This is a genomic window from Salinibacterium sp. 10G20-15 (genome assembly GCF_057365065.1).
Map to the genome: position 1 here is coordinate 2,538,234 of NZ_CP195118.1, position 19,765 is coordinate 2,557,998.

Below are 19,765 nucleotides of genomic sequence, written 5' to 3' on the forward strand. Positions count from 1 at the left end.
CCTCTCAACCCGAATCCGCGGTCTTGCGGACCACACGGCGGTTAATATTGCGATCCCGAAGACTACGAGGCCCCGGGCGGCCGCTTTCGCCGACCGCCCTATCGCCCTATCGCCCTCAAGACGCCAACAAGACAACACCGTGAACCCTCATTTGCACGACGCGCAAATTTGTCGTCTGCACGATAACAAACGCTGCGCGACGAACAACCCCCGGCTCAACCACCTTCGCGCACACAAGAGCGTCGACTGGTCTGCCCAGCTGGTTCCGGGTGATCCCGGCTGCCCGGCTATCCCAGCTCCCGGGTACACCAGGCTTCCGAAGCTTCCCTGAATAGCGCAGGCTTCCCGGGATAGCGCGGGCTTCCTAAACTTTCCCCGCAGCGCAGGCTACCCGGGCTGCGCAGGCCGCAGAGCCAGTCTCGCCTGCAGCTGCTAGTGCGTGGAGAGCATCGAACGAGGGCCAAACGGCGCCGACCCTCAGTCCGAGTTCGTGGTCGCACTGAGAACGGGCGTGAGCGTTATGCACTAGGAACACCGCGACTCGTGCCGGAGCGTCTGAAGAGTCTCGCGCAGGTGGCTAGCCCAGAGAACCTCGCGGAGGTTCCCAAGGACTGCTGACGTTGCTCAGCAACTCGGATTGGTCACGCGTCGGGACGCTCACGTCACGGGTGATGCACGACCTTATGGCGTGCAGATCTCCCGGGGAGATAGCAGAGGCGCAAACGGAGACTTCGGTCGCACACGGCCCAGAGACGGGACTCAGTCACAAAGCACGCAGCACGACCCGTGAAGATCAGAGTGGTTAGTCGAAAACGCGCTTCAAAAAGTCGGCGGTCGACATGTAGCCGATACGTTCGAAGAAATCGGCGGACCCGCGACTCGGAACGGTAAGCTGACGTACCCCGAGATCAAGGCAGGCCGCTTCTACGGCTTCGACGAGCTGAGTACCAATTCCATTGCTTTGCACGCTGCTGTCGACAACTAACTCTTGCAGCTGACCCGAGCAACCATTCGTGTGCAGCAAGTGCGCGATTGTTGCGAAGGCGTAGCCGACAACTACCCCTGTGGGCCGCTCAGCAACGAGCATAAGTGTTGTCGCACGATCATCGACCGCCTGGCTGAAGGCAGAATCGAACGCCGCGCGATCCGGAGCGTATTCAGTACCCAGCTGCTTGAGCAACTCGAACACCAAAGCCGCGTCCTGAACAGTCGCGGGCCGGATCTGCACCGCTTTAGTGGGAGAAGTATCCGCGGTAGTACTCATACGTCCACCCTACGAGGCTAACGACGAGAATACCTCCGCCGATGAAAGCAATCCAAGGACCAATCGCTACCCCCAAGAATACGAGCGAAGCCGCTCCTGCGAGCACAATGGGCCACCAACTCCAGGGGCTGAAGTGTCCCTGCTCGGCGTCACCGTCTTCGATATTAGCGTCCAGACGGTCTTCAGCGAGTTCAGCGCCCTGCGCCTTATGCACCTTACCGAGGTAGTAGGCAATCAAGGCCCAGAGCATACCGCTCAAAAGCAGCGCAATGGTACCCACCCACTCGATCTGCTGGTGAGCAGCGTCAAGGAGCGACCATGCCGTGTACAGGCCAGCCAGAATGAAGAAGAAGACCGTGAGAATCCAGTAAAGCTTGACGTTTGCATTCATCGGTTACTTCACCTTTTCATCTGCGAGGTCGTAGACCGGAGCTTCCGGAGCATCCTTGCCTGGACCGATTCCAACCGGGATTCCCGCTTCGGGGTGGTTCAAGTCAAATGCTGGGGACTCTGAACGAATGCGAGGAATAGACGTGAAGTTGTGGCGAGGCGGCGGGCAGCTCGTTGCCCACTCGAGCGAACGTCCGTAGCCCCACGGGTCATTGACCGTGACCTTGGGCGCCTTGCGGGCCGTCACGTAGACGTTGTAGAGGAACGGGATCATCGAGATCGCGAGAACAAAGGCACCGATCGTCGAAACCTGGTTCATCCACGTCACGCCATCTTCTTCGAGATAGGTGCGGTAACGACGCGGCAACGCGACGACGCCAGCCCAGTGCTGGATGAGGAACGTCATGTGGAAGCCGATAAACAGCAACCAGAAGTGGATCTTTCCCAGCTTCTCGTTGAGCATCTTGCCGGTCCACTTGGGCCACCAGAAGTAGAACCCACTGAACATTGCAAATACAACGGTTCCGAAGACTACGTAGTGGAAGTGCGCTACGACGAAGTACGTGTCAGACACGTGGAAGTCGAGCGGCGGGCTAGCAAGGATGACGCCCGTGAGACCACCGAAGGTGAAGGTGACGAGGAAGCCGATAGCCCACAGCATGGGAGTCTCGAAGGTGATCGAACCGCGCCACATGGTGCCGATCCAGTTGAAGATCTTCACTCCCGTTGGCACTGCGATGAGCATTGTCATGAGAGAGAAGAACGGGAGAAGTACAGAACCGGTGACGTACATGTGGTGAGCCCACACCGTGACCGAGAGCGCAGCAATGGCGATTGTCGCGTAGATAAGGGTGCTGTAACCAAAGATCGGCTTGCGGCTGAAGACCGGGAATACTTCAGAGACGATTCCGAAGAACGGAAGCGCGATGATGTACACCTCGGGGTGACCGAAGAACCAGAAGAGATGCTGCCAGAGCAGAACGCCGCCGTTCGCCGGGTCATAGATGTGAGCATCAAACACTCGGTCGGCGCCTAGTCCAAACAACGCAGCGGCGAGCACGGGGAACGCCATGAGCACCAGCAGCGACGTCACGAGAGTGTTCCACGTGAAGATCGGCATACGGAACATGGTCATACCCGGAGCACGCATCGTGATAATCGTGGTGATGAAGTTGACGGCACCAAGGATGGTTCCGAATCCACTCATCGCGAGGCCGAAGACCCAGAGGTTTCCACCAATTCCAGGAGAGAACGTGGTGCTCGACAGTGGTGCGTACGCGAACCAACCGAAGGATGCCGCACCCTGAGGGGTGAGGAATCCGGCGACGGCGATCAGCGAACCGAAGCTGTACAGCCAGTAGGCAAAAGCATTGAGTCGCGGGAAGGCGACGTCGGGAGCTCCGATCTGAAGCGGCATCAGCACGTTCGCGAAGCCAGCAAACAGTGGCGTTGCAAACATCAACAGCATGATCGTGCCGTGCATCGTGAACAACTGGTTGTACTGCTCACCAGTTGCCACGATCGAGAGGCCCGGCTCAAAGAGCTGAGCACGGATAACCAGCGCCATCACACCGCCAAGAAGGAAGTAGAAGAATGACGTGATCAGGTACATGTACCCAATAGTTTTGTGGTCCGTCGAGGTGATCCAGTTCACCACGACGTTGCCCTTACGTTCGACGCTCATGAGCCCTATTCCTCGTCGCTGCTGCCGTTGCCGGGCAAGTTCTGGTTGACGTTGTATTCGAGTCCGATTTGACCCTCGAAGCCGGCGTCGCGCTGGCCCTCGATGTAGTCGTCGTACTCAGCCTGAGAGACAACCTTGACCGTGAAGAGCATGAGCGAGTGATACTCGCCGCACAGCTCGGCACACTTGCCCTGGTACGTGCCTTCCTTAGTGGGGATGAAGTACATGTAATTGCTCTTACCGGGAATCATGTCCTTCTTGTAAAGGAAGTCCACCACCCAGAACGAGTGAATGACATCACGAGACTCAATTTTGATCTCGACCTTCTTGTCAACCGGAAGTACCAGCTCAGGAAGGTTGTCGACGTCTACGGTGCCGTCGGGGTTAAAGTCCGCCTGAACGCCGGCGCTGTAGACGTTGTCGTTAACGTAGTTGAAGTCCCAAGCCCAACGCTTACCGATGACCTCGATAGTGACATCTGGATTTACGTCTACCTGCTCGATGGCCGCCTGGTCACGCGCGGTGAACGCGAAGAATCCGATGACGAGAATAAGCGGCACGATCGTGTAGAACACTTCGATCGGCAAGTTATAGCGAAGCTGAACGGGGAGCCCGGTCTGTCCTCGGCGCCGGCGGTAAACAACCGCGGCCCAGATGATGAGGCCCCACGTGATGACACCCACCACAAGCAAGACGATCCACGAGGTGACCCACAGTCCGATGATGCGGCTTGTGTGATTGGTGGTTTCGGGATCTCCCGGGAGCCAGCCCTGCAACTGCTCTTGAGTACAGCCGGTCAGCACCAGCATCGTAACCAGAGCGAGTGGGATCGCTGCCCATCGAATTCGGCGGTTAGAGCGCACCTGTGACCTCTCGAAGAACACGGACTAATACCTTTCCAGTCTATATGCAGCGGGAGGGGGTATTGATTACCGCCTCGCCCCACACAAGCGAAAAGGTGCACCAAACCGGCGCACCTTCTCGCAAAATTGCTATGAAATTAGTGGAAACTGTCGCCACAGGCGCAGCTGCCTTCGGCATTGGGGTTATCGATTGTGAACCCCTGCTTTTCAATGGTGTCTTCGAAATCGATGCTGGCACCTTCGAGGTACGGCACGCTCATTTTGTCGACAACAACCTCGACGCCGTCGCCGAAGTCGCGGCTGACGTCTCCATCGAGGAAGCGCTCGTCGAAGTAGAGCTGATAGATGAGCCCTGAGCATCCGCCCGGCTGAACGGCCAAGCGAAGACGCAAGTCATCGCGGCCCTCTTGCGACATGAGGCTACGAACCTTGTTCGAGGCAGCCTCAGTCAGTGCAACACCGTGGGTGTCAGTTTCAACAGCGGAATCAGTCATGGGGTAATTCTACGCCCGCCGTTCCAACTTTGCGAGCAGCAACGCCTCCGTGAGGATGGCGCGCTTGAAAACCCCGAGGTGGAGCGACTCGTTCGGGCTGTGAGCGCGCGACTCGGGGTCTTCAACCCCGGTGACGAGAATCTGCGCCTCAGGAAAAACTTCGACGAGGTCCGAAATGAACGGGATTGACCCGCCGATCCCCGTCTCGAGAGGTTCGTTGCCCCAAGCCTCGTGCATTGCCGACTTGACGATTTCGACCGCCCACCCGCTCGTGTCAACCAAGAATGGGCTGCCCTTGTCGACATCCGAGATCTCGAGGTGGGCGCCAAAGGGTGCCTTCGATTCAAGATGGTCACGGAGCGCTACGAATGCCTCCTCGGGGTCTTGCCCGGGCGCGATTCGGGCGCTCACCTTGACGGTCACGCTCGGCGTAAGCGTGTTGGATGCGTTCATCACGGTGGGCGCGTCAATGCCTGTCACTGTGACCGAGGGTTTGTCCCACAGCCTGCTTAACACGGTTCCATCGCCAATTGACGAAACGCCATCGAGAAGTCCCGCTTCGTGGCGCAGCTTCTCTTCGCTGTACTCGGGGGTGAGCGACTCGCGACTGGTGAGCCCCTCCACTGCGACCGCGCCGTCTTCGTCATGAAGCGTCGCAAGCAGCTTGATCGCCGCGAGCATCGCATCCGGGACCGCTCCCCCAAACATGCCAGAGTGCGAGGCGTGCGCCAGAGTGGATACTGTGAGCTTAAACGTCACGTTACCGCGCAGTCCAACTGTCAGCGACGGGGTAGCGATATCCCAGTTGTCCGAGTCGGCAACGACGATAACATCGGCCGCAAGCTTCTCGCGGTTCTCCGTGATGAAGTTCGCGAACGAGCGAGAGCCAAACTCTTCTTCGCCTTCGAAGAACGCTACGAGACCGAGATCAAAGTTCTCTCCGACCGTTTCCACGAAAGCTCGGATCGCGGCAACGTGGGCCATAATTCCGGCTTTGTCGTCAGCCGCACCGCGGCCGTACAGTCGGTCACCGCGCACGGTGGGCTCGAAGGGAGGCGAATCCCAGTCTTCATCGTGGCCAGGAGGCTGGACATCATGGTGGGCGTAGAGCAAGATCGTTGGCTTGCCGTTTCTGGCCTTGCGCGTTGCCAAAACCGCGGGATGCCCCAGCGTGTCACCTTCGATCGGTGCTCGAGCAAGCTCGACAGTCTCGAAAACGCCAATGCCCTCGATCAATGCTTTGGCCGCCTCTGCGCTGCGCGAGACTTGGTCGGTGTCGAAGCCATCCCACGACACAGATGGAATACGAACGAGAGCCCCGAGCTCAGCCACGGTGGCCGGCAATGCCGCTTCCACCGCCTCAGTGAGGGGTGCGAGCGAAGGATCAGGGGTCGTCGACACTGACGTCGGCTGCGGCGTGTGAGTCATACGAGTAATCTTAGATCGACACCAACGCAAGGAACCCTGTGGCAAAAGCATCTTCGACTGAAAACACTCCCCACTCCGAGAACTCTGACGCCCACGACGTCGCGGTCTCGGGCAAAGGACGCCCTACACCGACTCGCAAAGAGCGTGAGGCTGCCAACGTGCGTCCTCTCGTTTCTAACGACCGCAAGGAGGCGCGTCGCACTGCGCGCGCGCAGCTGCAGGCTGAACGCGAACGCGCACGCATCGGTATGGCAAATGGCGAGGAGAAGTATCTCCCGCTTCGCGATCGCGGGCCGCAGAAGCGGTTCGTGCGCGACTACGTCGACGCCCGCTTCAACGTCGGCGAACTATTGGTACCGATGATGTTCGCCGTCATCATTATGACCTTCTTTCCGCAGCCAGAAGTGCAAGTCATCGGCCTCATGGCGTTGTGGGGCTTCTTCCTTGTCGCCACTCTCGATGCAGTACTGCTCGGCCTCCGACTGCGCAAAAAGGTCAGTGAGAAGTTCGGTGAGTCTCGCGCCGAGCGGGTTCGCTGGTATGCAGCGATGCGTTCGCTCCAGTTGCGGATCATGCGTTTGCCTAAGCCACAAGTGAAGCGCGGTGAGTTTCCCAGCTAGGTCGGAATTCGGTCGAGACGACCACCCAAATGGACGAATTCTCGCGCCCTCAATTGTGCGGTGTTGCAGACTTCTTACGGTAACGCCAACATTCTCACGGCACCGCAGACTTCCTACCGCGCAGCTTTCTTACGGAGTTTCTGCGGTCGCGCGGCAGCCTCCGGCTGCGCGGCTAGCGCTCTAACTTGCTCAGCAATGTGGGGAGCTGCGCGTTGATGGTACGCGCCCACAACGGGCCCCGGTAGATGAAACCGGTGTAGCCCTGGACTAGCGTGGCACCCTCGCGGAGGCGCTCAACGACGTCTTCCGCAGTTTCTACCCCACCAACCGAGATCACGCAAAATTCAGCAGGCACTGCCTCCCGGATAGTTCGGAGGAGTTCGAGTGAACGAGCAGACACTGGTTTACCCGACACTCCCCCGGCTCCGGCTGCCTCAACCGTTGCAGCCGGTGTGAGAAGTCCATCCCGAGAGAGAGTGGTGTTTGTCGCAATGATGCCGTCCAGTTCCTCGACGGCAAGGCGAGCAATTGCGCGTGCCTCATCATCCGTCACATCAGGGGCGATCTTGACCAAGACGGGGGTGTCACCGGCCGCGGACTTCACAGCAGCAAGCAAGGGTTTCAGTTTGTCAATTTCCTGCAGCCCACGAAGCCCCGGGGTGTTCGGCGAACTGACATTAACCACGAGGTAATCAGCGAGAGGAGCAAGCGCGCGAGCGCTCGTAAGGTAGTCAGCGACCGCATCCTCGACAGCGACCACTCGTGACTTGCCGATGTTAACGCCGATGATCGGACGATCGGTTCTACGACGAGCACGATCGATAACCTGGGCGGCGCGAATTGCGCCGGCGTTGTTAAATCCCATGCGATTGATCACTCCGCGATCCGCTATGAGACGGAACAGGCGCGGTTTGGGGTTTCCTGGCTGCGGCAACGCCGTGATCGTACCAACTTCCACGTGACTGAAGCCCAATTGCCCCAGCCCGCTAATGCCGGCGCCAGATTTATCAAATCCCGCAGCGACGCCGAAAGGCGAATCGAAAGTAAGCCCCAGAGTATGCACCCGAAGCGATGGATCGACCGGACGCTTCAGTAACTTGCCAACGCCGAGCGCAGGCAAAGCACGAATCACCGCAAAAGCAAGCGAATGCGCCAACTCGGGGTCGAGTCGTTTGAGAACAGTGCGGAAGAAGAAGTCGTACATGGCTAGCATTGCTCTCAGCGGTAGAAGGTGGCGAATATCGAGTATGGGTCTAGCGACTAGCTCGCGGTACCGTGGTCCAAACGAAGCTGGTTAATGGCCTCATCAAAGTCATCGAGCGAGTCAAATGCCTGGTAGACGCTAGCAAAACGGAGGTACGCGACCTCGTCGAGCTCGCGCAGTGGTGACAGAATAGCGAGTCCAATTTCGTTGGCGTCGATTTGGGCAGTGCCCGTCGCGCGAATCGCTTCTTCAACTTTTTGCGCCAGCACCGCCAAATCAGTGTCGGTGACGGGGCGCCCTTGGCACGCCTTGCGAACACCACTTACGATCTTCTCGCGGCTAAAAGATTCAACAACGCCATTGCGCTTAATGACGTTGAGCGATGCGGTCTCGGTGGTCGAAAAACGGCGCCCGCACTCGGGGCACTGTCGACGACGACGAATCGAGAGTCCGTCGTCACTGGTTCGTGAGTCGACAACCCTGCTGTCAGGATGCCGGCAAAAGGGGCAATACATAGTTCCTCAAGAGTACCCGCTTAGCGGTCCTCGAATCGCTTACTCACAGCGGCGCCATGCGCGGGAAGGTCCTCTGCGGTACTCAAGGCGACGATGTGAGGCTCCAAAGCGCGCAATGCGTCGTGGTTGTATCGGATCACCTGCTGTGGACGCAGGAACGTGTAAGAGCCCAGACCCGAAGAGAATCGGGATTGGCCACCGGTGGGCAGCACATGATTCGAACCGGCGAGGTAATCGCCCAGGCTAACGGGAGACTGGTCGCCGAGGAAGATTGCGCCGGCGTTATCGATCATGTCAAGCACGGAGCCAGACTCTTCGGCTTGGATCTCGAGGTGCTCAGGTCCATAGGCGTTGCTGAGCGCCGCCGCGGCGGCCATGTCGTTGACCAGCACGATCGCAGACTGTTGGCCGTCGAGAGCCACCGTCGCTCGTTGCGAGTGCGGCGTCGCAGCCAGCTGCTCAGTCAGGTGAGTTCGCACGGCATCTGCTAGTTCTTCTGAGTCGGTGACGAGCACCGCCGCCGCGAGCTCATCGTGTTCGGCTTGACTCAGCAAGTCCGCTGCAACGAGGCGCGGATCTGCGGTGCGGTCCGCAATGATCAAAATCTCTGTGGGGCCTGCTTCTGAATCGATCCCTACAACACCACGTACAGCGCGCTTCGCTGCGGCGACGTAGACGTTTCCCGGTCCGGTGATGATGTCGACCGGATCAAGGCCGAGATCCTGAACTCCATAAGCAAAAGCTCCGATGGCTCCAGCACCACCCATTGCGTATACCTCATCGACGCCGAGAAGACCTGCTGCGCCCAAAATCGTGGGATGCACCGCTCCACCGAAATTGCGTTGCGGCGGGGATGCCAAAGCCACCGATGAGACGCCGGCAACCTGGGCGGGGACGACGTTCATGATCACGCTCGAGGGATAGACGGCTTTTCCGCCAGGCACATAGAGCCCCACACGGTTAACAGGCTGCCAGCGCTGAACGATCTCAGCGCCTTGCTCGAGTTGCGTCATCACGGGCGGCGGAACTTGGGCTTTACTCGCTGTTTGGACGCGCTCAATCGCCAGTTCGAGCGCTTCACGCACAGCAGGGTTCAACGCACGAGTTGCTCGGGTGATCTCGTCCGCGTGAATGCGAACGCGCTCAGGAAGCACTCCGTCGAGTCGCTCTGCTTGATTCAAAAGAGCCTGTTCTCCACGCTCACGCACCTCGTCGATGAGCTGGATAGCAGCGGCGGAGGCCACCGACACGTCCGTCTGGGCACGCGGGATGACACGAGAAAGTTCCGCACGGCTCAACGCGGCGGACCGGAGATCAATAATATTCAGCGACATGGCTTGACCATGCTAGTTCGTTCTCCGCTTGGAATTCTCCTTGGCCGATTAGGGTTGGGGTGAGCATATGAATAATTCAGACATAGCAACCGGAATCGACGCGTTCAAGGCCGCCTTCAGACGCCACGCCGCAGGTGTCGCGGCGATCACCTCACTGGCGCCGGACGGGAGACCGGTGGGATTCACAGCAACCTCTCTCGCGTCACTCGCCGCTGTGCCGCCGCTCGCGACCTTCAACATGGCTCAGATTTCGAGCTCGTGGCCTGCTATTACCGTTGGCAATCAGATCGCGATTCATATGCTGGGTCCAAAGAGTCGACACTTGGCTGAGACCATGGCTGCTGACCACGATCTCCGATTCGTTGGAGGCCATTGGAGTGCCGCTGAGAATGGTCTCCCCCTCCTCAGCGGAGCCACCGCGGTGATGATCGGACACATTATCGACGTGCATCCAGTCCATAACAATGCCGTTGTCGTTGTCGAAATAGATCACGGAACTCTCGGTCCAGAGGACGAAGCGCTGCTTTACCACGAGCGCACGTACATGCGCCCGATTTCGCTTGAGCACAACTCTTCCAGCGCCTGAACTACGAACCACCCTGCGCCCGCGTTAGCGGGTTCCACTCAATCGCAGGTCCGCTAAGACACTCGAACTGGCCAGCGAAACTTGCCACTAGCCGAGCGATCCCGGCCCTAACAAGGTTTTGACCTCACCGTAAAGATCAGCGGAAACCTTGACGCGATAGGGCAGTTCGAATACCCGCGCAACGTCCCCCCTGACGAGGCGTAACCGCACCTCGACATCTCCCGCGTGCCGGATGAGAACTTCCCCCAAGCCCGACACCACATCGGTCGTTGCACGCTGCTCCTTTACGGTCAGCACGATAGGACCGGACCCCAAGCTGGGCCCAAGATCAGGCGAGAACATACTCACCGCATGAAGATTCATGCCGTCATCGCGGGCACTCGCACGACCACGTACAACCACGATCGAGTCGTTGACCAGTCCAGGCGCAAACTCCTGATACGTCTTGCCCAAGAACATGACGTCAATTTCGCCGGCAAAGTCCTCTACCGTGACGATGCCGTACTGGTTCCCGCTATTTCGGGCAACGCGATGCTGCACACTCGTTACGAGTCCAGCGATCGAAACGTGGTCACCATCGGCAACGGCATCCCCGGAAAGAACCTCGGTAATTGTAAAGTCTTGGTGCTTCGCGAGCTGCAGCTCGAGGCCCGACAGCGGGTGATCAGAGACATAGAGTCCCAACATCTCGCGTTCAAACGCAAGTTTGTCGCGTTTAGACCATTCGGGCCGATCGGGCACGCCCTCGTCATCCTCGTCGAAGTCGAATATTCCCCCGAAGAGGTCGACCTGACCGTTGGCTTCGTTGCGTTTGAGGCTGACCGCCGAGTCGCACGCACCCTCGTGAATTTCGAGGAGGCCACGCCTCGTAGCCCCAAGCGAGTCGAACGCTCCGGATTTGATCAAGGACTCCACGGTGCGCTTGTTGGCTACTTGAATCGAGACTTTTCGCAGGAAATCGTGGAAGGACTCAAACCGGCCCTTTTCGGTGCGCGCCCGCACGATCTGTTCCACGACGGCAGCACCGACGTTACGCACAGCGCCGAGGCCGAAACGGATGTCTCCCGCAACGGCCGTAAAGTTGACGGTCGACTCGTTGACGTCTGGCGCAAGCACCTTGATGCCCATTCGCCGACACTCACTCAAGTACATTCCGAGCTTGTCTTTCGAGTCACCGACACTGGTGAGGAGCGCAGCCATGTACTCAGCCGGGTAGTTGGCCTTGAGGTAGGCAGTCCAATAGCTCAACACTCCATAGCCGGCGCTGTGAGCCTTGTTAAAGGCGTAGTCGGCGAACGGCATGAGGGTTTCCCACAGAACCTTGACGGCCTCTTTGCTATAGCCGTTATTGAGCATGCCGGTTTCGAAGCCGATGAATTGCTTGTCGAGCTCTTCCTTCTTCTTCTTGCCCATTGCGCGACGAAGAACATCAGCTTGACCAAGGCTGAAGCCAGCCACCTTTTGAGCCACTGACATAACTTGTTCTTGGTACACAATGAGGCCGAACGTGGTACCGAGGATGTCGCGCAGAGGTTCCTCAAGCTCGGCGTGAATAGCATCAATGCCTTCGAGCCCATTCTTGCGAAGCGCGTACTTCGTGTGCGAGTTCATTCCCATCGGCCCTGGGCGATACAGGGCGATAACGGCGGAAATGTCCTCGAAGTTGGTGGGCTTCAGTTGCTTGAGCAAAGCGCGCATCGGGCCACCGTCAAGCTGGAAAACGCCGAGGGTGTCACCTCGCGCCAACAATTCGTAAGTCTTGGGGTCCGCATCGAGATCGAGGTCCTCGATGATGAGCGGCGAACCAGTGTTGGCTTCGATCATCCTCAGGGCGTCTTCAATTACCGTGAGATTTCGAAGCCCCAGGAAGTCCATCTTGATCAGCCCAAGGCTCTCTAGCGGGGGTTGATCAAATTGGGTAATGATGGCGCCATCGTCCTCACGACGCATAATCGGGAGAACATCGAGCAGCGGCTCCGCAGACAGAACGACACCGGCAGCGTGCACGCCCCACTGACGCTTCAATCCTTCGAGACCCACGGCGGTCTCGAACACCTTCGCAGCCTCATGATCGGTATCAACGATCCCCCGGATGTCGGCGGCTTCTTTGTACCGCGCCGCATCCTTGTTTCGCACGTCACCGAGCGAAATATCTTTACCCATGATGGCCGGAGGCATCGCCTTGGTGAGCTTCTCACCTACCGAATACGGCATCCCCAGAACTCGGGCGGAGTCTTTCAGTGCTTGCTTCGCCTTAATCGTTCCGTATGTCACGATCTGAGCCACTCGGTCGTCACCATACTTATCGGTAACGTAGCGGATTACCTCACCGCGTCGGCGATCGTCGAAGTCGACATCCACATCGGGCATCGATACTCGCTCGGGATTGAGAAATCGCTCAAAGATCAGGCCGTGCGCAAGCGGGTCAAGCTCGGTAATGCCGACGGCGTACGATGCCATCGACCCCGCGGCGGAACCACGGCCCGGCCCCACGCGGATACCTTGCGACTTAGCCCACTGAATGAAGTCGGCGACTACGAGAAAGTAGCCGGGAAAGCCCATCTGTTGAATAACGTCAACTTCATACTTGGCTTGGGCCAAGTGAGCGTCGGAAGGCGCGTTGTTGAAACGCTTGTTCATCCCTCGGGCTACTTCTTTTTCGAACCAGGTCGCTTCGGTTTCACCCTCCGGCACCGGAAACCGCGGCATGAGGTCGCGGCCTTCGAAGTTGATCTCGCTGCGTTCGGCGATCAGCAGCGTGTTATCGCACGCTTCGGGATGCTCCCGAAACAGCGAACGCATCTCGGCTGCCGACTTGAGATAGAACTCATTCGAGTCGAACTTGAAACGGTTGGGGTCGTCAAGTGTTGAGGCCGACTGAACGCACAACAAGGCGGCGTGCGCCGTGGCATCGTGCGCATGCGTGTAATGCAAGTCGTTTGTCGCCAGCAACGGCATATCGAGTTCTTTCGCGAGCCGAATGAGATCGACCATGGTGCGTCGCTCGATGTCGATACCGTGATCCATAACTTCGGCAAAGAAATTCTCCTTGCCGAAAATATCTTGAAACTCCGCCGCCGCCTCACGGGCTTCGTCATAGAGTCCGAGACGGAGTTTGGTCTGGACCTCGCCACCGACGCATCCGGTCGTCGCGATAACACCCTTTGAGTACTGACTCAGCAGCTCACGGTCCATTCTGGGCTTGAAATAAAAGCCCTCGATGGAAGCTAGTGACGAAAGGCGAAAGAGGTTATGCATTCCCTCGTTGTTTTGGGCAAGCAACGTCATGTGGGTATACGCGCCGCTGCCTCCGACGTCGTCCCGTGCTTGGTCGCTGCGGCCCCAACGTACGCGAGTTTTGTCCCCGCGCGGGGTTCCCGGCGTTATATAAGCTTCCGTGCCGATGATCGGCTTGATGCCCTTAGCCGTGGCCTGTTTCCAGAAGTCATACGCGCCGAACATGTTGCCATGGTCAGTAATCGCAATAGCAGGCATCCCCTGCTCTACAGCCGCATCTAACAGCGGCCCGACACGCGCCGCGCCATCGAGCATCGAGTACTCGCTGTGAACGTGCAAATGCACAAACGAATCGTTATTAGCAGCCACAGACACTCCGAATTCTTTCGAAATCTAGCCTAAGCCAGCACCCGAGAGGGACTCTAATTGACGCGCCCTAGTCGGCGCGAAGCACCTCAAGTGCTGACTGAAGGTCGGCCGGGTACGCAGACTCAAACGAGACATGTTCTCCGGTGGCCGGATGCACGAAGCCAAGCTGATGAGCGTGCAACCATTGCCGTGTCAACCCCAACCGAGCCGTGATGGTGGGATCTGCGCCATACATCGTGTCGCCAACACACGGATGCCGCTGAGCCGCCATGTGCACGCGAATCTGGTGGGTGCGCCCAGTCTCAAGATGCACCTCAACGAGGGCCGCGGACGGGAACGCTTCGATCGTTTCGTAATGAGTGATGGAGTCTTTGCCTCCCGCGACCACTGCAAACTTCCAACTCGATCCCGGATGACGACCGATAGGGGCGTCGATGGTGCCAGCAAGCGGATCGGGATGCCCCTGCACGATAGAGTGATAAATCTTCTCCACCTCTCGATCGTGAAAAGCCCGCTTGAGCGCCGTGTAAGCAAGCTCCGACTTTGCAACCACCATAAGACCGCTTGTTCCCGCATCGAGGCGGTGCACAATACCTGCGCGTTCAGCGGCGCCCGACGTCGAAATGCGGTAACCAGCACCAGCTAGGGCCCCGAGAACGGTCACGCCGTCCCACCCTACGGAGGGATGCGCTGCGACACCCGCAGGCTTATCAACGACAACAATATGTTCATCGTCGTAGATGATTCCTAGAGCATCGAGCACTACCGGCACGATCTGCGGCTCAGTTTTCGAAACCCACGTTACTTCGAGCCAGGAGCCCGCAAGGAGTCGATCAGACTTACCGACAGCCACGCCATCTACGAGGACTCCCCCACTGGCCGCAAGTTCGGCCGCGAAGGTGCGAGAGAATCCCAGAAGTTTGGCGAGTGCAGCGTCAACTCTGTGGCCCGCGAGACCTTCGGGTACCGGCAAGCTTCGAGTTTCCACTGGTGCTCCTTGAGAGAAGAGATGAACGATCGGTTTTCGCGCCGCCTCCGAGCACTGCCGAAGAGGGTGAAAACACAGCAAAGGCCGCCAGCGGCGGTGGAGCCTAAGCTCGTACCGACCGACTGACGGCCACTGCCGAAAAACTAGCTACCGGAGAAACCTGAAAAGCTGGCCGGCGGCTGCTGCGCGGACTGGGGCGCTGCAAAGTCCTCAGGAGTAAGGTGGCCCGACTGCTGAGAGGCTGGGGCCTGACCTTGCTGAGCTGATTCCTGAAGCGAAGGGCCACCAGCGGTGACAAGACTCGACGAGTCCAACTCGTGCAGTTGGTCTTCAATGTAGCTCTTGAGCTTCTCGCGGTATTCACGCTCGAAGTTACGTAGCGATTCGATACGCCCTTCAAGCGCTTCGCGCTGCTGCTCAAGAACGCCGAGCTGCTCGCGCTGCTGAGCTTCGGCCTGAGCCGCGATGTCTGCCGCGTTTGACTTGCTTTCGGCGACGATCTCAGCCGCGGAAGCGCGACCTTCAGCGACGATTTCCGCAGCAGATGCCTGACCTTCAGCGATTAGAGCGTCGCGCTTCTGAACTCCCTCGCGAACGTGCTCTTCGTGCAGACGGCGGGCAAGCTGGAGCAGGTTGTTCGTGCTGCTGGCATCATCGAGAACCGACGAGACAGGCTCGGGCGCGGGGGCCGCGGGTGCCGGCGCGCTCTCAATAGCGGCCGGAGCCGGTGCAGCAATCGCAGCGGGCGCGGGAGCCGCAGCAGCCGCGCTGCTAGCGGACTGCTGGAGCTCGGTTGCGCGCGCTTCAGCTGCAGTCAAACGCTGACGAAGCTCGTCGTTCTCTTGGTTAAGTCGGCGCAACTCAACAACGACCTCGTCGAGAAAATCATCGACATCATCTTGGTCGTATCCCTCGCGGAACTTCGTCGATTCAAACCGCTTGTTGACCACGTCTTCTGGAGTCAAAGCCATTGCCGCCACCTCTAAAACTTTCTTTCAACGTATACACAACGTTCAACGTTCACGTCAGATGCTACTGACGAAACCTGACTAGTTGCCGCATGCTCTCCGACAAGAGTACATCGCTAGCCGCTGGTTCTAAAAGCCCCGCAATATGGAGGTGAGGATAATGCACACCAGCATGACGAGCATCCACGAGAGATCGAGAGCACCGTTTCCGATTCTCACCATGGGCACAACTTTGCGAACAGCCTTAATTGGAGGATCAGTGATTGTGAAAACAAACTCCGAAAGTACAAGGCCAACCCCGGTCGGTCGCCAACCTCGCGCGAAGACCACGACAAGATCAAGAATAAACCGAGCCCACATCGTAAACATGAACAGGGTAATGGCGTAATACGCCACTAGGGCGAGAACAGAAACGGGATTCACCCCTCTAGGTTAGCGTCCAGCGAGGGGCGCGCCGTGCGTCGGGCTACTGCCCGAAAAAGGATGCGTCGACGTCTGACTCGACTTCAGCCTGCTCGCCGCTGACCGCGACGTGGGCGGGAGAAAGCAGGAAAACTTTGCTCGTCACACGCTCGATCTTGCCGTACAGCCCCAAAGAGAGCCCGCTCGCGAAGTCAACCAGGCGACGCGCATCCGGCTCACTCATCTGCGACAGATTGATGATGACGGGGATTCCCTCACGGAAGTTCTCTGCAATCAACTGGGCGTCTTTGTACTGGCGCGGGTGCACCGTCAAAATCTCGTTCATCTCTGCCTCCGCAGTGCTGGGTGCAGCCCGACGCAACGGCGTAACCGGCGCGCGGTTAGAGCTCGCTGGAGCCGGTGCTGCGGCGACAGGGGCGACAGGGGCCGCTGGCGTAGTCGCTTCCTGCTCGTACTCGTAGTCCTCGTCGGCGAGGCCGAGGTAAACCATTGTCTTGCGCAGTGGGTTGGCCATAATAATCCTCCGAATGGTGAAGCTTCTGCTTCGAGATTAACCATGGTCAGGTCGATTTCCCGTGATTGCCGTTCCAATACGTAGGTGTGTCGCACCTTCTGCGATCGCTTCGACGAAGTCGCCGGACATGCCCATCGAAAGCGCTGAGGCGTCCGGATGCTGGCGCTGCACGCGTTCGGAGAGAGACCGCAGCTCGGCAAAGGCAGGCCGCGGGTCTTCCCCTAAGGGCGCAACGCCCATGATCCCCCGCAAGCGGAGCCCCGGCGCCGCTGCAACGCGGTCGGCGAACGCATCTAGCTCGGTCGCGACGACCCCACCGCGACCGCGGTCATCTGTGAGATTAACCTGCACAAAGGCATCAATGAGTGTTTCGGCCTCGTCGGTCGCCAGCGCGGTAATGAGCGAATCACGATCGACAGAATGAACCGAGTGACAATAAGCACGAACGTGCCGTGCTTTCTTGCTCTGGAGCTGGCCAACAAAATTCCATCGAAGCTCAAGATCAGCGAGTTCGGCTGCTTTCGCTTGGGCTTCTTGGTGTCTGTTTTCGCCAACGTCACGCACGCCAAGGTCGTAAAGCTCGCGCACAAGGCTCGCCGGATGGAACTTAGTGATCACGATGCGCGTGATTGAAGACAGATCGCGGGATGCCGCGCGTGCCGCATCCGCGATCTTCTCGTCGACCGCTGCAAGTCGTTCACCCAACGGAGTGAGGTCGACCATGATTACTACTTCAGAAAGTCGGGAACGTCGAGATCGTTGTCGTTCTCATCGTCGTCGTCAAAGCTACGGTCTATTGGCGTTGCCGGAATGACACTGGGCTGAGACTTCCAGTCAGAATCCTTCGCCGCTGCAGAATCGTCCGCAGCGATGTGTTCGGCTGGCGGCTCCGGCACGACATAGTTCGTGCGACGACCCTCGAGAGGCTTCGGGGAAGGTTCTCCCCCGTCAAACCCGGCGGCGATAACCGTTACGCGCACTTCGTCACCGAGAGTGTCGTCAATAACGGCACCGAAGATGATGTTGGCTTCACGGTGGACGGCCTCTTGAACGAGACGCGCGGCATCGTTGATCTCAAAGATACCGAGGTTCGATCCGCCTTGAATGGAGAGCAGCACACCGTGCGCTCCATCGATGCTGGCTTCGAGCAACGGGGAGGCAACAGCCAACTCAGCCGCTTTTATGGCCCGGTCGGCCCCGCGTGATGAGCCAATGCCCATCAGCGCAGAACCAGCACCCTGCATAACCGACTTGACGTCGGCGAAGTCGAGGTTGATCAGACCCGGGGTCGTGATCAGGTCGGTGATGCCCTGAACGCCGGCGAGAAGCACCTGGTCAGCGGTCGAGAAAGCCTCGAGCATGCTGATGCCGCGGTCGCTGATCTCGAGAAGGCGATCGTTGGGAACGACGATGAGGGTGTCGACCTCGTTCTTGAGAGTCTCGACACCAATTTCGGCCTGAGATGAACGGCGCTTGCCCTCGAAACCGAAGGGCTTCGTAACGACACCGATTGTCAGTGCACCGATCGACTTAGCGATACGGGCGACCACGGGGGCGCCACCGGTACCGGTTCCGCCACCCTCTCCGGCCGTAACGAAGACCATGTCAGCACCCGCAAGCGCTTCTTCGATCTCTTCGGCGTGATCTTCAGCGGCACGACGGCCAACCTCGGGGTCGGCGCCGGCTCCAAGTCCGCGGGTGAGTTCGCGACCGACGTCAAGTTTCACGTCGGCATCGCTCATAAGCAGCGCTTGGGCGTCGGTATTGATCGCAATAAACTCGACGCCTCGCAGGCCGAGCTCGATCATTCGGTTGACGGCGTTCACGCCGCCGCCACCGATGCCGACTACCTTGATGACTGCGAGGTAGTTCTGGTTTGATGTCACTTTCGGCCTCCACTGGAAACTATCAACCTCGACTTGAGGTTTAAAGTTATGCTCAGTATGTATTTCTTTCGTTGAGAGTATGCGGATAGCACCCCACACGGATGCACCGTGAACCGCGTGTCGGAAAGTGTTCAGCGAAATCGGGGCACAGCAGCATTCTCGACGGTGCGCCGCGCGTTAGTGGGGACGGAAAATTCCGTTACTGGGAGCGGAGACATCGAACTCTCCGGCCTCATCAGGATCCCGCTGCGAGATGAGAGCTTCGAGCAGCGCAGCCTTACGTGCTGAGTCGCTAGCGCTACCCCACACCACGCGCTGCCCCACCCCAGAAAGCACGAACGACACATCGTCCTTCGTCGTCGCTGACACACTCTCTACGCGGGCTCGCAGGTCGTCGGGCAAAGCGAGCAACACTTCGGTGGCAGCGCTGAAGGCGGGACTCGAAACATCCGCTCCCCCAATATCGATGAGCGGAACACCAGCAATGCGCTCAGCCGACTCTTGAATGGTGATCCCGGCGGGATCAACCAGCGTAAACACGCCATCGATTGTGACAGAACCAATGGGCTCACGTTCGACGATGTGAACCAGAAGAGTATCTGGGGGCACGATTTCGGTCACGTAACTGCGGATCAAGGGAAATACCGACAATTCGGTATTGATCGCGCCGAAGTCGAGCAGCGCGAGCGGCGTGCCCTCTTGAGTCTCGACCGCTGCTTGGATTTCAGCAGGATCAATACGGTTCGTGCCGTCAACGATCACGGTGCGCAGAGCCAAAATCGGTGAGAAAACAGCGACCGCGATAAGCCCGAGGAGAACAGCGACAAGAGCTGCAATCGAGAGCAGCGTGTATTTGCGAGTGCGAGCTCGACGAGTGAATCGACGCAGCTCAGCCTTCTCCGCACGCCGTCGATCGCGCGCGGCACGACGAAGCTGTCGTTTGGCGACCACATCAGGGCTTGGTTCTGCGCGGCTGAGCCGAAGACGGCTGGGCTGCC

The 19,765-nt window shown here is 58.7% G+C and carries 19 protein-coding genes; 2 read left to right on the forward strand and 17 right to left on the reverse strand.

Features of this window, described 5'->3' with window-relative positions:
- Positions 1-802: 802 nt before the first annotated feature.
- The 6 genes from ACR3YK_RS12285 to ACR3YK_RS12310 all read right to left on the reverse strand — a co-directional run bounded on the left by ACR3YK_RS12285 (position 803) and on the right by ACR3YK_RS12310 (position 6,123).
- The gene (locus ACR3YK_RS12285) at positions 803-1,264 is read right to left on the reverse strand and encodes a GNAT family N-acetyltransferase (protein ID WP_486175128.1); all 462 of its coding nucleotides are present in this window, start codon (positions 1,262-1,264) and stop codon (positions 803-805) included.
- Positions 1,233-1,655 (reverse strand): cytochrome c oxidase subunit 4, encoded by a 423-nt coding sequence (locus ACR3YK_RS12290; protein WP_486175129.1) that lies wholly within the window; start codon positions 1,653-1,655, stop codon positions 1,233-1,235. Before ACR3YK_RS12290 ends, ACR3YK_RS12285 begins: the two co-directional genes overlap by 32 nt.
- Positions 1,656-1,658: 3 nt before the next feature.
- Positions 1,659-3,338: an aa3-type cytochrome oxidase subunit I gene (gene ctaD / locus ACR3YK_RS12295; protein WP_486175130.1), complete on the reverse strand. Its 1,680-nt coding sequence runs from the start codon at positions 3,336-3,338 to the stop codon at positions 1,659-1,661.
- A 5-nt stretch (positions 3,339-3,343) separates the two neighbouring features.
- Positions 3,344-4,201 (reverse strand): aa3-type cytochrome oxidase subunit II, encoded by an 858-nt coding sequence (ctaC, locus tag ACR3YK_RS12300; RefSeq protein WP_486175131.1) that lies wholly within the window; start codon positions 4,199-4,201, stop codon positions 3,344-3,346.
- Positions 4,202-4,338: 137 nt separating this feature from the next.
- Positions 4,339-4,695, reverse strand: coding sequence for a HesB/IscA family protein (locus ACR3YK_RS12305; RefSeq protein ID WP_339622020.1), 357 nt, complete (start codon positions 4,693-4,695; stop codon positions 4,339-4,341).
- Positions 4,696-4,704: 9 nt separating this feature from the next.
- Positions 4,705-6,123, reverse strand: a complete 1,419-nt coding sequence (locus ACR3YK_RS12310; protein WP_486175132.1) for a M20/M25/M40 family metallo-hydrolase — start codon at positions 6,121-6,123, stop codon at positions 4,705-4,707.
- 38 nt (positions 6,124-6,161) lie between these two features.
- Here ACR3YK_RS12310 and ACR3YK_RS12315 point away from each other — a divergent pair, with 38 nt between their 5' ends.
- Entirely contained in the window at positions 6,162-6,743 is a 582-nt protein-coding gene (locus ACR3YK_RS12315; protein ID WP_486175133.1) for a DUF3043 domain-containing protein, read from the forward strand.
- A gap of 172 nt (positions 6,744-6,915) precedes the next feature.
- Here the strand turns inward: ACR3YK_RS12315 and ACR3YK_RS12320 are convergent, their stop codons facing one another.
- From ACR3YK_RS12320 to hisD, 3 genes are read right to left on the reverse strand one after another with little or no spacing between them, the layout of a single operon-like run.
- Complete coding sequence (locus ACR3YK_RS12320) at positions 6,916-7,947, reverse strand: quinone-dependent dihydroorotate dehydrogenase (RefSeq protein WP_486175134.1); 1,032 nt, start codon at positions 7,945-7,947, stop codon at positions 6,916-6,918.
- A gap of 56 nt (positions 7,948-8,003) precedes the next feature.
- Positions 8,004-8,462 (reverse strand): transcriptional regulator NrdR, encoded by a 459-nt coding sequence (gene nrdR, locus ACR3YK_RS12325; protein ID WP_486175135.1) that lies wholly within the window; start codon positions 8,460-8,462, stop codon positions 8,004-8,006.
- Between the two features lie 20 nt (positions 8,463-8,482).
- Positions 8,483-9,796 carry a histidinol dehydrogenase gene (gene hisD / locus ACR3YK_RS12330; RefSeq protein ID WP_486175136.1) on the reverse strand — a complete coding sequence of 438 codons (1,314 nt, stop codon included), beginning with the start codon at positions 9,794-9,796 and terminating at the stop codon, positions 8,483-8,485.
- Positions 9,797-9,863: 67 nt separating this feature from the next.
- On the opposite strand from hisD, the gene ACR3YK_RS12335 reads away from it, so the two are divergent.
- Positions 9,864-10,382 carry a flavin reductase family protein gene (locus tag ACR3YK_RS12335; RefSeq protein WP_486175137.1) on the forward strand — a complete coding sequence of 173 codons (519 nt, stop codon included), beginning with the start codon at positions 9,864-9,866 and terminating at the stop codon, positions 10,380-10,382.
- Between the two features lie 87 nt (positions 10,383-10,469).
- On the opposite strand, the gene dnaE is transcribed toward ACR3YK_RS12335, so the two are convergent.
- From dnaE to ACR3YK_RS12375, 8 genes are all read right to left on the reverse strand, one after another.
- A complete protein-coding gene (dnaE, locus tag ACR3YK_RS12340; RefSeq protein WP_486176417.1) occupies positions 10,470-13,934 on the reverse strand; it encodes a DNA polymerase III subunit alpha in 3,465 nt (1,154 codons plus the stop codon).
- Positions 13,935-14,055: 121 nt separating this feature from the next.
- Positions 14,056-14,976 carry an RluA family pseudouridine synthase gene (locus ACR3YK_RS12345; protein WP_486175138.1) on the reverse strand — a complete coding sequence of 307 codons (921 nt, stop codon included), beginning with the start codon at positions 14,974-14,976 and terminating at the stop codon, positions 14,056-14,058.
- A gap of 143 nt (positions 14,977-15,119) precedes the next feature.
- Positions 15,120-15,947, reverse strand: a complete 828-nt coding sequence (locus ACR3YK_RS12350; protein ID WP_486175139.1) for a DivIVA domain-containing protein — start codon at positions 15,945-15,947, stop codon at positions 15,120-15,122.
- Between the two features lie 126 nt (positions 15,948-16,073).
- Complete coding sequence (locus tag ACR3YK_RS12355; protein ID WP_486175140.1) at positions 16,074-16,367, reverse strand: YggT family protein; 294 nt, start codon at positions 16,365-16,367, stop codon at positions 16,074-16,076.
- A gap of 43 nt (positions 16,368-16,410) precedes the next feature.
- Positions 16,411-16,881 carry a cell division protein SepF gene (locus ACR3YK_RS12360; protein WP_486175141.1) on the reverse strand — a complete coding sequence of 157 codons (471 nt, stop codon included), beginning with the start codon at positions 16,879-16,881 and terminating at the stop codon, positions 16,411-16,413.
- A 36-nt stretch (positions 16,882-16,917) separates the two neighbouring features.
- Positions 16,918-17,604: a YggS family pyridoxal phosphate-dependent enzyme gene (locus ACR3YK_RS12365; RefSeq protein ID WP_486175142.1), complete on the reverse strand. Its 687-nt coding sequence runs from the start codon at positions 17,602-17,604 to the stop codon at positions 16,918-16,920.
- 5 nt (positions 17,605-17,609) lie between these two features.
- On the reverse strand, positions 17,610-18,767 hold the full coding sequence (gene ftsZ / locus ACR3YK_RS12370; RefSeq protein ID WP_486175143.1) for a cell division protein FtsZ: 1,158 nt from the start codon (positions 18,765-18,767) through the stop codon (positions 17,610-17,612).
- A 177-nt stretch (positions 18,768-18,944) separates the two neighbouring features.
- A complete protein-coding gene (locus ACR3YK_RS12375) occupies positions 18,945-19,718 on the reverse strand; it encodes an FtsQ-type POTRA domain-containing protein (RefSeq protein WP_486175144.1) in 774 nt (257 codons plus the stop codon).
- Positions 19,719-19,765 lie beyond the last annotated feature (47 nt).